The sequence below is a fragment of the Streptomyces sp. NBC_00572 genome (assembly GCF_026341815.1).
GTDB lineage: Bacteria > Actinomycetota > Actinomycetes > Streptomycetales > Streptomycetaceae > Streptomyces.
The window spans coordinates 3422585-3437310 of record NZ_JAPENX010000001.1 but is presented as its reverse complement, the minus strand read 5'-3'; the positions used below and the strand labels follow the sequence as shown (position 1 = coordinate 3437310).

The following is a 14726-nucleotide window of genomic DNA, read 5'->3' as shown; positions in this document are numbered from 1 at the left end:
CGCGGATCCTGAGGGGGGACCCATGAGAAGACCGATCGCGCTCGTGGCAGGCCTGGCGGCCGCCGCGGCCCTGCTGCTCGGCATACCGACGGGCGGCACGGCGGCGGCGACGCCCCGGGCGGCCCAGATCCCGTCGGACACCGCGCCCTACACCGACGAAGTACGCGTCATCACCTGGAACATCTGCGGCGAGGCGGGCGGCCTCCGCGGAGATCTCGGCTACTGCCCGTACCGCAACGACCCGGGCCTCAAGATGGACGAGGTCGCGAAGCTCGTCACCGCGCACCGGGCGAACGTCGTGATGCTCCAGGAGGCCTGCGGCTACCAGGGCTCCACGCCCCCGCCCGGAGCCGAACGCAGCCACATGGCCCTGCTCGCGACCCGTCTCGGCACGGGCTGGTCCTTCGCGCACGCGGCCGGCAACCGGGCGAAGGACTACGTCCAAGGCACCAGCGGCCCGCTCAACGCCGAGTCCGAGTGCCGGGGCACCGCCCTCGGCGGCAAGGTCGGCGTCCTGCTCGCCGTCAAGGGAACCTTCGACGGTCCCGTCGAGCGCATCGAGACCGTCCCCGCAGCGCTCTCCGAACGCCGGCTCCCCCTGCTGTGCGCCCGGGTCACCGGCCGCACCGACACCTTCTGCACCACGCACCTCATCGACAGCGACGCCACCGTGGCGCAGCGCCAGAGCGAGACCATCCGCGACCACCTCCAGGGCGCGCTCGCCACCGGCGTCGTCCTCGGCGGCGACCTCAACAACCGCGAGACCACCGCGGCCCTGGCCCCGATCGCCACCACCCTGGACCGCTGCGAGAACGGCGACGACACCTTCGTCCGCTGGGAGAACGACAAGACCGAACGGCGCTGGAGCCGCCTCGACCACCTCTTCGGCACCCAGCGGCCCGACGGACAGCGGTTCGTGTCCTGCGTCGTCGACCACTCCCTCCTGGACACCACGCACAACCTGACGACCGGCGCGGAGCCCCCGAACGGATACTCCGACCACGCACCGGTCATCGGCTACCGCCGCCCCGCCCCCGTCCCCGGCGACATGACCGGCGACGGCGCACCCGACCTCGTCGCCGTCGACGCCGACGGCAAGCTGCGGCTCTACCACGGCGAGGGCACCGGCGGGATCCCCGGCGCCCACGACGTCATCGGCACCGGCGGCTGGTACAGCGCCTCGGTGGCGCACCGCGGGGACTGGACCGGGGACGGCAGGGAGGACGTGCTCGCCCGCGTCGGCGGTGAACTGCGCGTCTACGCCAACCGCGGCGGCGGCGCGCTCGCCGCGCCCGTCACGGTCGCGACCGGACTGCCCACCGACGCCAAGGTCGTGGGCGTCGGCGACACCACCCACGACGGACACCCCGACGCGGTCCTCCAGTACGACGACAGGCTGTGGCTCCACGCCGGGGTCCGCGGCTCCGCACCGGCGGTGGCCGCGCCCCGCCTGATCGGCGACGGCGGCTGGGACACCATGACGCTCACCTCGCCCGGGGACGCCGACCGGGACGGCCGGGCCGACCTGCTCGCCCGGGACACCGGGAACGGCGACCTCTGGCTCTACCGGGGTTCCGACGACGGGACGTTCGGCAACCGCGTCCCGTACGGATACGGATACGGGGTCACCGCGCGCCCGCTGCTCGCGGGAGGCGCCGACGCCGACCGGAACGGCGTGGCCGACCTGTGGGCCACGACGAACGAGGGCACCGGCACCCTGCTCTTCTACGCGGGCGGGACGGGCGACACGGGGACCCCGGTGGACGGCGCCCGCACCACGGTCGGGCTGAGCTCCTGGAACACCATCCGGTCCATCAGCTGACCGTGCCGGGGCCTCAGGCGCTGAGGGGCTCCGGTCTGTCCGCCATCGCCGCCGGAACGTCCTCGTACACCTCGAACAGGCGGCGGACACCGAGCGCGGCGAGCACCCGGCCGACGTGCCCGTCCCTGTTCTCGGGGAGGATCAGGCGCAGCCTGCCGCCGCAGGAGCGGAGCAGCCGGCGGGACGCGATCAGCACCCCGACCCCGCTGGAATCGCAGAACCGCACGGCGGACAGGTCGATCACCAGGTCGTGGCGGCCGCCCGCCACGGCGTCGTGGACGCGGCGGCGTATCCGGGGGGAGGTGACCAGGTCCATTTCGCCCCGCACGTGGAACACCGTCCAGGAGCCGTACTCGTTCTCGTCGACCTCGATCGTCGTCACGGTCGCCGCCTGCCCCATCGGGGCGAACCGAAACCCCCGGAATCAGGGATGACGCGTTCCTTACCATCCGGGGCGACGTCAAGGGCGTACTTGCGGGAAACATGCGTGCGTTGTCGGGACGGCGCACTACTTTGGAGGAGAACCGGGAGCCGTCGGGAAGCCACAGGAGGGGCGGAGGGTCGGATGGCGATGGACACACCACCGCGTTGGGACCGCAGGATGCAGCAGCGGCTGGCGCGCGGCGAGGCGGCCGCGCTCGGCGAGCTGTACGACCGGTTCGCCGCTCTGGTGCACAGCCTCGCCCACCGGGTCCTCGACGACGACGACGCGGCCGACCAGATCACCCGCGAGGTCTTCGGCTACATCTGGGAGAACCCGGACGCGTACGACCCCAAGCAGGGGAACCTGCGCTCGTGGGTCGCGAAGCTGACACAGCGGCAGGCCGTCCACCGGCTGCGGCAGGCCGAGGCGACGGCGTACGCGGAGACGGGCCGGGGCTCGGCGGAGGAGCTGGAGCAGAAGGTGCGGCGGGCCTCCGTCGCGGCCCGCGCCGACTACATCGTGACGTCCATGCCGACACCCCTCCGGGCCGCGCTCGAACTGGCGTACTTCCAGCGGCGGGACTACCGGCAGACCGCCGTGGACCTCGGCGTCACCGAGGACGAGGCTCGACGGCGCCTCCGCCTCGGGCTGCAGCTGCTCTCCTCCGCGAACCGGCCCGCGTCCGAGGGCGGCGGTCCGCCCGGCTACGGACGGACGCTGTGACCGGGGCGAACGACGACGACGGGAACGACGTCGCACGCGCCCCGTGGATACCGGGGCCGCGTCGGGCGGCGGACGACCACGCGGACCTGACGGCCGACCCGAGCACAGCGCCGGAAGCCGCACCGGAAGCAGCGCCGGAAGAGGAGAAGTACGGGGTGGAACCCGAGCCCGACGTACCGGTCCTCAGCCACGGGGTGCTCAAGTCCCTCCTCGGGGCGTGGGCGCTCTCGGCGTGTTCGGCCGGGGAGACGAAGGCCGTCGAGGACCACCTCACGGCCTGCGCGCCGTGCGCGGACGAGGCGCTGCGGCTGCGGGACGCGGTGACGCTGCTGCACGAGGACCGCGACCTGGACCTCGACCCGCTGCTGCGGTCCCGGGTCCTCGAGAACTGCCTGGGCCGGCGCCCGGCGCGCATCCCGGTGCCGGAATGGGTGACGCCGTACGACGCGGAGACCGCGCGGCTCGACGCGCTCCTGCGGGACATCGGCGAGTCGGAGTGGCACGCGCCGGTGCGGCTGAAGTGGTACGAGGGGGACCGGATCGTACGCCGGAAGGCGACGGTCGCGGGAGTCATCGGCCATCTCCTCGCGGTGGACGGCCTGGTGTCGTCGGCGCTGGGGCTCGAAGACCCGCTGGGCACGGGGACTCCGGAACTGTCCCCGTCGGAGCGGACGGAGGCGTTCTGGTCGGGCCTGGACCGGCCGCCGAACCGCTCGATCCGAGGGCCGTGGCGGGAGCAGAGCCACACGCTGATCCGCACGGTCTCGTTCGCCGGGCGCGGTGTCGCGGACCTGACGGTCACGTACAAGGACTTCGCGCTGCCGCTGCGGGACTCGCTCCTTGAGCGGGCCTTCGAGTGCTGGGTGCACGCGGACGACATCGCGAACGCGGTGGCGTACCCGTACGCACCGCCGAGCGGGGCGCATCTGCACGACATGATCGACCTGGCGGCCCGTCTGCTCCCGGCGGCCCTGGCGAACCGCCGCCGCACGGGCCTCGCGTCCCCCGCCCGCCAGCTGGTCGCGGCGGGCGCGCCGGGCCGCTCGCTCCATCTGGAGGTGGAGGGCGCGGGCGGCGGCCACTGGTACATCGCGCTCGACTCCCCGGCGGCGATCGGCTCACCGGAACGGGCGGTGGCGCAGGTCGCGATGGACGGCGTCGAGTTCTGCCAGCTGGTGGCGGGCCACATCTCCCCGGAGGAAGCGGCGGCGGGCCAGGACGGCGATCGCGAAGCGATCAAGGACGTCCTGTCGGCAGTGGCGTCACTGAGCCGCCTGTAGAAAGCCCTTCGGGAGGCGCATATAGGCTGGTCAGCACTTGTGTCGTGCACGTTGCCGGGCGGCACGACCCGCCCCCGTGACATGGAGTTCCTCCCTCATGCGCCGTGCGCTTCCGTCCGTCCTGCTCTGCGCCGCGCTGCTGACCGCCGGCTGCGCCACCGTGGAGGCGAAGCCCGGCGCCACCGCCCCGGCCCCGACCCCGACCGCCGTCGCGACGACCCCCGTCGACCAGACCCGCGCGGTACGCGACGCCGTCGCGGCGACCGGCCGGACCAGCGCCCGGTTCTCGTACCGGACGGAGATCGGTACGAGCCCGTCGGCGGCTCCGTACGTCATCACGACCCGCGGCGCCCACGACTTCGCGCGCGACCTCGGCTCTCTCCGTTCGGGCATGGGGACCGTGGCCCAATTCGAGGAGGTACTGACCGCGAAGCGGATCTACCTGCGGGGCACCGTCGGTGAGGAGACGATGCCGTGGTCCTCTCTCGACCGTGCCGACGTCGAGGCCCGCCACGCCCTCCGGGCGCCCGCCAACGACCCCGAGTACACACTGCGGCAGGTCGCCCTGGGTGAGCGGTTCACGCGGGTCGGCGAGGAGAAGCTGAACGGCGCCCCGGTCACGCACTACCGCGGCCACCTCCCGCACGCGGCCCTCACCCTGGAGATGGCCGAGGACCGTCGGGCGCTGGTGGACAAGATCCGCAAGCTCCTGGGCGGCCCGCTCCCCGCGTCCGCCGACGTGTGGGTCGACGGACGGAAGCGGGTCGTGAAGATGCGTCTCTCGATGAACATCGAGGGCATGCCGATCTCCGTCAACACGCTGACGCTCACCGAGCTGGGCAAGCCGGTGAAGGTGACCGTCCCCAGCGCCGACGAAGCCGCCGAGTCGGACGGCTCGATCCTCGGCTGACGGCCCATGGCCGATGGCCGACGGCTGATCGCCGGCGGCCGACCGCCCACCGTCCACCGGGCCGGTGGGTGTGGGTGTTACGCGAAGACCACCGTGCGGCGGCCGTTCAGGAGGATGCGGTGTTCCGCGTGCCACTTCACCGCGCGGGCCAGCGCCTGGCACTCCACGTCGCGGCCGATCGCGACCAGCTGGTCGGGGGTCACCTCGTGGCCGACCCGCTCGACCTCCTGCTCGATGATCGGGCCCTCGTCGAGGTCGGCGGTCACGTAGTGGGCCGTCGCGCCGATCAGCTTCACACCGCGCGCGTGCGCCTGGTGGTAGGGCTTGGCGCCCTTGAAGCTGGGGAGGAAGGAGTGGTGGATGTTGATGATCCGCCCGGAGAGCTGCTTGCAGAGGTCGTCGGAGAGGACCTGCATGTAGCGGGCGAGGACGACCAGCTCGACGTTCTCCTCGCGGACGAGGTCCAGGAGCGTCGCCTCGGCCTCCGCCTTGGTGTCCTTGGTGACGGGGATGTACCGGAAGGGCAGCCCGTACGAGCCGACGAGTTCCTCGAAGTCGGTGTGGTTGGAGACGACGGCGACGATCTCGACCGGCAGCGCGCCGATCCGCGAGCGGAACAGCAGGTCGTTCAGGCAGTGACCGAACTTCGACACCATGAGGACGACCCGCATGCGCTGGTCGGCGCGGTTGATCTGCCAGTCCATCTCGAAGGAGTCGCCGACCGCGGCGAAGCTGGCCCGCAGCTTGTCGACGTTCACCGGCGCCTCGGCCGAGAAGTGGACCCGCATGAAGAAGAGTCCGCTGTCGCGGTCTCCGAACTGCTGACTGTCCTCGATGTTGCACCCGGTGATGAAGAGGTAGCTCGACACGGCGTGCACGATGCCCTGCTTGTCGGGGCACGAGAGGGTGAGGACGTACTGGTCGGTCATCCCGTCAGCCTGCCACACCCGGACGGACCGGGTGACCCACTGTCCGACAGACGGAACGGCGGGGTCAGGACCCGGTCATGATGTGCAGCACGTCCAGGGAGCGCGGAGGCGTGTCGGGGTCCTCCCCGTCGGCCTGCGCGAGGCGTACGTGTGCCTCGCGGGCGGCCCGTACGGCCTCCGGCCACCCGGGGTGCTGCAGATAGGCGGAGACGGGGGCGTCGGGGCCCACCTGGTGCATGATGCGCAGCACCCGGAGGACGGCGACGTCGACGAGGGCGGCCTCGCCGGTGTCGCGGAAGATCGAGCCGACGTATTTCTCGGCGGACCAGTTGTCGAGCCAGGTGTCCTCGACCAGGCGGTAGACGGCGTCGGTGACGTCGCCGTACCCGTCCAGGCCGGCCAGCCAGGTGGTCTCGTGGAACCCGGGGTCGGAGAGCATGTGCAGCGCCGAGCGCACGTTGCTGCGCCAGCGCCACCACGGCATGTCGTTGAGCGGCATGCCGCCCATGGTGGAGGAGCGACGGCCGCGACGGGAAGAGTTAACCGAACCGGAGACTGGACTGGACACGTTTCGATCGTACGTTCCCTTGTCCGGTAACCGGAGCCGCCCCCTCGCAGCCCCCGTAATTCACCTTCACGTCACCCACCGTTGAACCGACCTCACTCCCGCGTTACCCATGAGGCGGAAATGTGCATGCCCATGACCGGTAGGCGACTGACCTCACTCATCGCGTATGTCACGACCGCTGCAGCCGGAGCTTCGTTGCTCACCGGGTGTGGCGTGCTCCCTGGTACCACGGGGGGTTCCAGGGAGCCCGTCACGGTGATGACATGGGCTCCCGACCAGACCCGGGCCACCAATATGCCCGGAATGCCCGCCATGGCGCAGGCCTACGCCCGCTGGGTCAACTCCCAGGGCGGCATCGACGGCCACGAACTGCGCATCCTCACCTGCAACGAGAAGAACACCGCCACCGGCGCCGCCGAGTGCGCCCGCCGGGCCGTCCGCGAGAACGCGGTCGCGGTCGTCGGCTCGTACAGCCAGAACGGGCGGGCCTTCATGGCGCCCCTGGAGGCCGCCGAGATCCCGTACATCGGCGGCTACGGCATCTCCGAGGACGAGTTCACCAGCCCGCTCTCGTACCCCGTCAACGGCGGCCAGGCGGCCCTCATCGCCGGTCACGGCATGCAGCTCGCCGGGGCCTGCCGGACCGTCTCCCTCGTCCGGCCCGACACCCTCGCCGGTGACAAGCTCCCCGAGCTCCTCAACTCCGGTCTGCGCAAGGCGAGCCACCGGGGGGCCGTCGACATCCCCGCCGTCGAGGACGCCGCCGAGTACACCGCACAGGCCACCGCGGCCCGTGAGAAGGCCGGCGAGAAGGACGGCTGCGTCACCGCCGTGCTCGGCGAGCGCACCCAGACCTTCTTCGACTCCTTCCGCCGTCTCCCGGGCCAGGAGGGCGGCGACGACAACGGCGACAACGGCAACGGCGACGGCTCGGGCGACGGCTCGGGCGACGGCTCCGGCTCCGGCTCCGGCGAGAAGAAGAAGGAGGCCGTGCGGATCTCCTCCGTCCTCGGCAGCGTCGGCCAGCCCGTGATCGACCGCACCGGCGGCGCCCACAGCCCCTTCGAGGGCGCGTTCGTCACCGGCTGGTACCCGGAGGCGGCCGACAAGAGCTGGGCGCCGATGCGGAAGGTCATCCAGGAGCACGCCTTCGCCGACAACCGGGTCGACCCGGCCGACGCGGGCGTCCAGACCACCTGGATCGCCTACACGGTCCTCACGGAGGTCATCAAGGGCCTCGACTCCGACGAGATCACGGCGAGCCGGATCGCCCACGCCCTCGACCGGGGCGCGAAGATCGACACCGGCGGCCTGACCCCCACCCTGCGCTGGAAGTACGAGGACATGCTCGGCGCCCCCGGCTTCCCCCGGATCGTCAACCACGAGGTGACGTTCCAGGTGGTCCGCAAGGGGCAGCTGGTGGCGCAGAAGCCCGGCTTCGTCGACGTCGGCGAGACCGTCCTCAGCGCCCCCTGAGCCGCACCTTCCCTACAGCTGGGTGTACGTCCGCTTCTCCAGGCCGTACTTCGCGGCCGTCGGATTCCACAGCGAGGCCGCCTGCTTCTTCGCGGCGGTGGCCTCGCCGCTCTTCTTGTTCGCCTCGGCCAGCTGGTTGGTCGAGCGGGCCTTGCCGCCCTTGCAGGCCTTCTTGGCCTTCATCTGGTCGCCCCAGGCCGCGTAACGGTCGTCCGCGGCCGCCGAGGCCTGCCAGGCCTTGGTGAGCGCCGCCGTCAGCGCGGGGTTGTCCGGGATCTTGTCGACCGACAGCGACCGGAGCTGGGTGACCAGACCCCGGCGCTGCTCGGCGGCGCCCCGCAGGTCGCTCGCGGCCTTGTCCAGGTTCTTGCACTGCTTGATGGACTCGACCGAGCTGATCACCGTGTCGCGGCTGCTGCTGCTGGTCGCGAGGAGCTTGCTCAGCTCCTGCGCCTGCGGCTCCGCCGGGTCGGCCGGCTTCTCGGTGGGCGGCGTCGTCGGCTGACCGGACGGCGCGGCGGAGCTCTCCGCCACGTTCTGGGGGCCCTTCTTGGGGTCCTTGTCCTCGTCGCCGCCGCTGAGCAGCGCACCGGCGCCGAGGCCGACGACGGCGCAGCCGACGACGACGGCGGCGATCAGCGCGACCGGCGACCTGCGGCGCGAGGGCTCCGGCTCGGCGCCGTCGTCGTAGTAGGCGTCCTGGTAGGCGTACTGCTGCGGGGGCGCCGGCGGCTGGTGGTGCTGCTGGTGCTGCGGCGGCTGATGCTGCTGCTGGTACGGGGCCGGCGCGGGCTGCTGGTACGGCGCCGGCGTGGGCTGCTGGTAGGCCTGCGCGTGCGGCTGCTGCGGGGCCTGCGGCGCGCGCGGGGCCTCCGTACGGAAGAGGTTGTCGAACTCGGCGGGCGGCTGGCGCTCACCGGGCTCCTGCGCCGGTACGGGGGCGATGTACTGGGTGGCGTCGGAGGCACCCGCGGACCCGGGGCCCTGCGCCTGGAGCGGCGAGGTGCCCAGGAACTGGGTCTGGCCGCCCCCGCCCTGCTGCGGCGGCACGGGGGCGATGTGCTGGGTGGCCTGCATGTCCCCGGCCGGCGGCGGATAGCCGTACCCGGGCTGCGGACCGGCCTGCGGCATCCCGCCGGGCGCCTGCTGCGGGTACCCGTAGCCGGGCTGCGGACCCTGTGCCTGCGGCATCCCGCCCGGGACCGGGGCCACCGGCGGCATTCCGCCCGGGACCGGCGCTATGTGCTGGGTCGCCTGCATGTCGGCGCCGCCCGGGGCGCCCGGCCCCGGGTAGCCGTAGCCGGGCTGCGGCGCGCCCTGCGGCGGGATCGGCGGCAGGTACTGGGTGGACTGCATGTCGGCGGCGCCGCCCGGCGCCGCCTCCGGAGGCAGGGGCTGCGCGGGCGGCAGCGGCTGCCCGCCCGGCGCTGCGCCGGCGGGACCCCAGGCGCCACCGTACGGCTGTGCTCCCCCTTGGGCGTTCTGCGCGGGGGGCACCGCCGGGTACTGCGGCTCCGGACCCTGTCCGTTCTGCGTCACCGGGACTCCTACTGATGGACCTACGGAATCGTCGGCTCACGCTACCGGGTGCGCCCGGGGCTCCGCACACACGTGTGAGCCCGGTTACACCACCTTCTCGAACGGCACCGCTCCCATCAGGGCCTAAGCGGCATACAGCTCCATCCGTGCCCCGAACTCCCGTACCACCGCCTCCCCCGCGTAAGGCTCCAGGCGCTCCCGCAGATCGTCCAGGTACTCCGCGCCCCTCGACGACCGCAGCGTGCCGAGCAGTTCGAGCGCCCGCGTTCCCGTCCGGCAGGCCTGCTCGACCTCCCGCTGCTGGACCTGCGCCGAGGCGAGCAGGGCCAGGCCGATCGCCCGGCGCCGCGCGCGGGTCTCCGGGTGCCCGGCGATCGACTCCTCCGCGGCCCGCGCCGCCTCCGCCGCGTTCCCCAGGTCCCGGTGGCAGTGGGCCAGTTCGTCGGCGAGGTACGCGTGGTCGAAGTGGGCGATCCACGCCGGGTCGTCGCCCGACTCCGGATCGGCCTGCTCCAGGGCCCGTACAGCACGGCCCGCCGCGGTCTCGAAGGCGCTGACGTCCCCGAGCAGCGCGTGCCCGCGCGCCTCGGCCGCGAGGAACATCGCCTCGGCCCGCGGCGGCACCTTCCCGCGCGCGCCCTCCTGCGCCGCCCGCGCCAACTGGGCGATCTCCCGGGGGTTTCCGAGCTGGGCGGCGAGGTGGCTCATCGAGGCGGCGAGGACGTACCCGCCGTAGCCCCGGTCACCGGCCGCCTGCGCGAGCCGCAGCGCCTGGATGTAGTACCGCTGGGCAAGGCCCGGTTCGCCCGTGTCCACCGCCATGTACCCGGCGAGCTCGGTCAGTCGGGCGACCGCCGCGAACAGCTGCCGGCCGACCGCCTCCCGGTACGAGCCGGACAGCATCCCCGACACCACGCTGTTGAGGTAGTGGACGACCACCGGCCGCACGTGCCCGCTGCCGAACCGCCGGTCGAGGTCGACGAGCGCCGCCGTCATCTCCCGTACGGCCGCCACGTCCGCGACCCCGACGCGCGCGCCCGCCATCCGGGCCACATGCGCGTCGGGCCCGGTGATCAGCCAGTCCCGGCTGGGCTCGACGAGCGCGGAGGACGCGACCGTGGAGCCGGAGAGGAAGTCGCGGCGGCCCACGTCGCTGCGCCACAGCTCGCAGACCTGCTCGATCGCCCCGGGCACGGTCGGCGCGAACTGGAGCCCCACGCCGGCCGCGAGGTTCCGGCCGTTGGCCATGCCGACCTCGTCGATCGTGACCGTACGGCCGAGCTTGCGGCCCAGCGCCTCGGCGATGATGCCCGGGGCGCGCCCGCGCGGCTGCTGCCCGCGCAGCCAGCGCGCCACCGACGTCTTGTCGTACCGCAGGTCGAGTCCGCGCTCCGCGCCGACCATGTTGACCCTGCGGGCGAGGCCGGCGTTGGAACAGCCGGCCTCCTGGATGAGCGCCTGGAGCCGTTCGTTGAGCTGACGCGGAACGAGTGGCCTGGCTGCCATGAGTACCCCCTGAGGCCGTGCGGTGATCACTGGAGGAGTGATCACTGCCCGGTGGATATCCGGTCAATGCCGATGTGAACACGCGAAACCGGACACGTCGGCCGCGACTTCGCCGCCGGCGCCCCCACCTGTGCGTACCCACCCCCCGCTCCCCGGCCCCCCGCGCGCCCCCGCTCGTGCACCGATGCGCCCCGCGTGCAGGATCGATGCCTCACACCGCTCGGGCCCCTGGCCGTAACCCCAGGTGGCGGCGGAAGTTGTGTTCACCGTGGAAGAGACCATCGGAGTCACGGAAGCCGCACAGATCCCCAAGCAGCGAGGCGAGCAGCTGCTGGACAGCGCCGTGCGGTACGCGGAAGAGCGGCACTGGGACGTGTTTCCCGGGACCTGGCTGGAGGCCGTCGAGGGCAGGGAGCGCTGCTCCTGCGGCGCGGACGCGTGCGCCGTGCCCGGCGCCCACGCCGTCAGGCCCGACTGGTCGACCCAGGCGACCGGCAGCGGGGTCGGCGCCCGGCGCATGTGGTCGAAGCAGCCGAAATCGTCGATCCTGCTGCCGACGGGCCGCACGTTCGACGCGATCGAGGTGCCCGAGTCCGCCGGGTTCCTGGCGCTCGCCCGGATGGAGCGGATGGAGCTGACGCTCGGCCCGGTGACCTGCACCCCGGACCGCCGCATGTACTTCTTCGTCCTGCCCGGCGCCGCGACCAAGGTGCCGGACCTCGTCCGCAAGCTCGGCTGGGTCCCGGCCGCCATCGACCTCACCACCCGCGGCGAGGGCCACTACGTGGCGGCCCCGCCCACCCGCATCGGCGGCAGCGGCGCGGTGCAGTGGGCCCGGCGCCCCACCCCGGCGAACCGCTGGCTCCCCGACGCGGAGGAACTGATCAGCGCCCTCGCCTACGCGTGTGGCCGGGAAGCGGCGGAGGCGAGGAGCCGGACGTCCTGACCCTGGGTCCCCGCGGGCCCCACCCTTAGGGTGGGGCCCGTAAGACACACGGGGACGAACGAGGGGCTGACAGACCATGCCTGACCAGGCATTTGACGGAGCGTTCGACAAGACGGGCGCCGCACCGGGGGACGGTGCGGTGCCCGCTGTGCGTGTCGAGGGCTTGTGGAAACGATTCGGCCAGCAGATCGCGGTGAACGGGATCGACCTGGTCCTGCCCGCGGGCAAGTTCATCGGGCTCGTGGGGCCCAACGGCGCCGGCAAGACCACCACCCTCTCGATGATCACCGGCCTGCTCCGCCCCGACCAGGGCCGCATCCAGGTCGCCGGACACGACGTATGGGCCGATCCGGAGTCGGTCGCCCAGGTCAAGGCCCGGATCGGCATCCTGCCGGAGGGCCTGCGGCTCTTCGAGCGACTCTCGGGCCGTGAACTCCTCGCGTACAGCGGCCGGCTGCGAGGGCTGCCCGGCGCCGAGGTCGACAAGCGGGCCGCGCAGCTCCTCGACGTGCTCGACCTGACCGGCTCGCAGAACAAGCTGGTCGTCGACTACTCGACCGGTATGCGGAAGAAGATCGGGCTCGCGGCGGCGCTGCTCCACAACCCCGAGGTGCTCTTCCTCGACGAGCCCTTCGAGGGCGTCGACCCGGTCTCCGCGCAGACCATCCGCGGGGTCCTGGAGCGGTACACCTCCTCCGGCGCCACCGTCGTCTTCTCCAGCCACGTCATGGAGCTGGTCGAGTCGCTCTGCGACTGGGTCGCCGTGATGGCCGCGGGCCGGATCCGCGCACAGGGCACGCTCGCCGAGGTACGGGGCGACGCGCCCTCGCTCCAGGCCGCGTTCCTGGAACTGGTCGGCGCGAACGGACGCGAGGCGGCGGGCGACTCGCTGGACTGGCTGGGCGGCGGGGCGCAGCGATGAACGCCTTCCCGACCACGACCACCACCGGCACCACGGCCACGGCCGGTCCCGTCCCCTCCCTCACCTCCGTCTTCGTGCGGCTCAAGTTGAGCCTGCTGCGCAACGGGCTGCGGCAGTCGAGCGGGCGTACGGCCGCGTACATCGTGTCCATCGTCCTCGGAGCGCTCTTCGCCGCGGCCCTGCTGCTGTCCTTCGTGCTCATGCGGGGCAGCGCCGATGCCGACAGCATCGCGATCCTCATCACGGGGGCGCTCGCGCTCTCCTGGACGGTGATGCCGCTGTTCATCCCGAGCGGCGACGAGACCCTCGACCCGTCGCGACTCGTCATGCTGCCGCTGCGGCCGCGGCCGCTGGTCCGGGCGCTGCTCGTGGCCTCCCTCGTGGGTATCGGCCCCGTCCTCACCTTCGTCCTGGTCCTGGGCGCGGCACTGTCCGTCGCGCACGGCGCGGCCGGCACGGTCGTCGCCGTCCTCGCCGTCCCCCTCGTGACCGTCACGTGCGTGGCGCTGTCCCGGGCCGTGGCCGCCGCCAACGTCCGGCTCCTCACCTCCCGCAAGGGCCGGGACCTGGCGCTGCTCAGCGGTCTGATCATCGCGGTCGGCATGCAGGTCGTGAACTTCGCCGCCCAGCGCCTGGGCCAGGCCGGCGGCCTGGAGTCGCTCGAACCGGCGACGGCCGTCGTCGGCTGGCTGCCGCCGGCCGCCGCGATCGGCGCGGTCGACTCCGCGAGCCAGGGCGACTACGTGGTGGCGGCGGTCCGGCTGCTGCTCACGGCGGCCACGCTCGCGGGACTCGGGTACTGGTGGCAGCGGAGCCTGGTGCGGCTGATGGTGGAGCCCGACGGCTCGACCATCGGCGCGGCCTCGGACGCGTCCGTCCGTGCCAAGTCCGACCGTACGGGGCTGCTCGGCCGGATCCTCCCGGACGGGCGCACGGGCGCGGTCATGGAGCGCAGCCTGCGCTACCTGTGGCGCGACCCGAAGACGAAGGCCGGGGCCGTGACCTCGCTCGCGCTCGGCCTGATCGTCCCGCTCGTCAACGCGCTCCAGGGCACGGGCTCGATCTACTGGGCGTGCTTCGCCTCCGGCATGCTCGGCATGCTGATGTACAACCAGTTCGGGCAGGACACCTCGGCGTTCTGGATGGTCGCCCAGACCATCTCCACGACGGCCGACGCGTACGCCGAACTCCGGGCGCGGACCCTGGCCCTGCTCATGGTCACCCTCCCGTACGCGGTCTTCGTCACGGTCCTCACGGTCGCCGTCCTGGGCGAGTGGTCGCGGCTCCCGGACGCCGTCGGCCTGGCGCTCGCCCTGCTCGGCGCGATGCTGGCGACGGGCTCGGTGGCCTCGGCCACCTTCCCGTACTCGATCCCGCAGGACAGCGGCTACAAGAACGTGGCTCCGGGACAGGGCGCTCTGGCGTGGATCTCGATCCTCGGCGGCATGCTCACGGCCCCGCTGCTGTGCGCCCCGCTGATCGGCGGGACGATCTACCTCCACCTCTCCGACCAGGAGTCCCTGCTCTGGCTCCTGCTCCCGGCCGGCACGCTCTACGGCGCGCTCCTCGTCTGGGCGGGCCTGAAGGTGGCGGCACCGCGGACGGCGAGGCGGCTGCCGGAGATCCTGGCGGCGGTCAGCAAGGGGTAGGTGCGCCGGGTGGCGCGTGCAGTACGTCGATG

13 protein-coding genes are annotated in these 14726 nt (G+C 72.7%); 8 read left to right on the top strand and 5 right to left on the bottom strand.

The features are described from left to right. Window positions 1–22: 22 nt before the first annotated feature. Window positions 23–1822 (top strand): FG-GAP-like repeat-containing protein, encoded by a 1800-nt coding sequence (locus OG514_RS15995; protein ID WP_266895122.1) that lies wholly within the window; start codon window positions 23–25, stop codon window positions 1820–1822. Between the two features lie 13 nt (window positions 1823–1835). Here OG514_RS15995 and OG514_RS15990 read toward each other — a convergent pair whose 3' ends face one another. After that, window positions 1836–2222, bottom strand: coding sequence for an STAS domain-containing protein (locus OG514_RS15990; protein WP_266895120.1), 387 nt, complete (start codon window positions 2220–2222; stop codon window positions 1836–1838). 165 nt (window positions 2223–2387) lie between these two features. Here OG514_RS15990 and OG514_RS15985 point away from each other — a divergent pair, with 165 nt between their 5' ends. The 3 genes from OG514_RS15985 to OG514_RS15975 all read left to right on the top strand — a co-directional run bounded on the left by OG514_RS15985 (window position 2388) and on the right by OG514_RS15975 (window position 5159). Further along, on the top strand, window positions 2388–2969 hold the full coding sequence (locus OG514_RS15985; RefSeq protein WP_266895118.1) for a sigma-70 family RNA polymerase sigma factor: 582 nt from the start codon (window positions 2388–2390) through the stop codon (window positions 2967–2969). Then, window positions 2966–4249, top strand: a complete 1284-nt coding sequence (locus OG514_RS15980) for a maleylpyruvate isomerase N-terminal domain-containing protein (RefSeq protein WP_266895116.1) — start codon at window positions 2966–2968, stop codon at window positions 4247–4249. The genes OG514_RS15985 and OG514_RS15980 overlap by 4 nt, the downstream gene beginning before the upstream one ends. Window positions 4250–4346: 97 nt before the next feature. After that, window positions 4347–5159, top strand: a complete 813-nt coding sequence (locus OG514_RS15975) for a hypothetical protein (RefSeq protein WP_266895114.1) — start codon at window positions 4347–4349, stop codon at window positions 5157–5159. 77 nt (window positions 5160–5236) lie between these two features. Here the strand turns inward: OG514_RS15975 and purU are convergent, their stop codons facing one another. Next, window positions 5237–6088, bottom strand: coding sequence for a formyltetrahydrofolate deformylase (gene purU / locus OG514_RS15970; RefSeq protein ID WP_266895112.1), 852 nt, complete (start codon window positions 6086–6088; stop codon window positions 5237–5239). Between the two features lie 64 nt (window positions 6089–6152). After that, the gene (locus OG514_RS15965; RefSeq protein WP_266900866.1) at window positions 6153–6596 is read right to left on the bottom strand and encodes a hypothetical protein; all 444 of its coding nucleotides are present in this window, start codon (window positions 6594–6596) and stop codon (window positions 6153–6155) included. A 180-nt stretch (window positions 6597–6776) separates the two neighbouring features. Between OG514_RS15965 and OG514_RS15960 the strand changes: the two genes are divergently transcribed. Next, window positions 6777–8132 carry an ABC transporter substrate-binding protein gene (locus OG514_RS15960; RefSeq protein ID WP_266895110.1) on the top strand — a complete coding sequence of 452 codons (1356 nt, stop codon included), beginning with the start codon at window positions 6777–6779 and terminating at the stop codon, window positions 8130–8132. Window positions 8133–8144: 12 nt separating this feature from the next. Here OG514_RS15960 and OG514_RS15955 read toward each other — a convergent pair whose 3' ends face one another. Beyond that, the gene (locus OG514_RS15955; RefSeq protein ID WP_266895108.1) at window positions 8145–9671 is read right to left on the bottom strand and encodes a hypothetical protein; all 1527 of its coding nucleotides are present in this window, start codon (window positions 9669–9671) and stop codon (window positions 8145–8147) included. Window positions 9672–9794: 123 nt separating this feature from the next. Beyond that, the gene (locus OG514_RS15950; RefSeq protein WP_266895106.1) at window positions 9795–11177 is read right to left on the bottom strand and encodes a transcriptional regulator; all 1383 of its coding nucleotides are present in this window, start codon (window positions 11175–11177) and stop codon (window positions 9795–9797) included. A 259-nt stretch (window positions 11178–11436) separates the two neighbouring features. Here OG514_RS15950 and OG514_RS15945 point away from each other — a divergent pair, with 259 nt between their 5' ends. The 3 genes from OG514_RS15945 (at window position 11437) to OG514_RS15935 (ending at window position 14694) form a co-directional block, all read left to right on the top strand. Then, on the top strand, window positions 11437–12123 hold the full coding sequence (locus tag OG514_RS15945) for a bifunctional DNA primase/polymerase (RefSeq protein ID WP_266895104.1): 687 nt from the start codon (window positions 11437–11439) through the stop codon (window positions 12121–12123). 76 nt (window positions 12124–12199) lie between these two features. Beyond that, a complete protein-coding gene (locus tag OG514_RS15940; RefSeq protein WP_266895102.1) occupies window positions 12200–13045 on the top strand; it encodes an ABC transporter ATP-binding protein in 846 nt (281 codons plus the stop codon). After that, window positions 13042–14694 (top strand): transporter, encoded by a 1653-nt coding sequence (locus OG514_RS15935; RefSeq protein ID WP_266895100.1) that lies wholly within the window; start codon window positions 13042–13044, stop codon window positions 14692–14694. Before OG514_RS15940 ends, OG514_RS15935 begins: the two co-directional genes overlap by 4 nt. The last annotated feature ends 32 nt before the right edge of the window (window positions 14695–14726 follow it).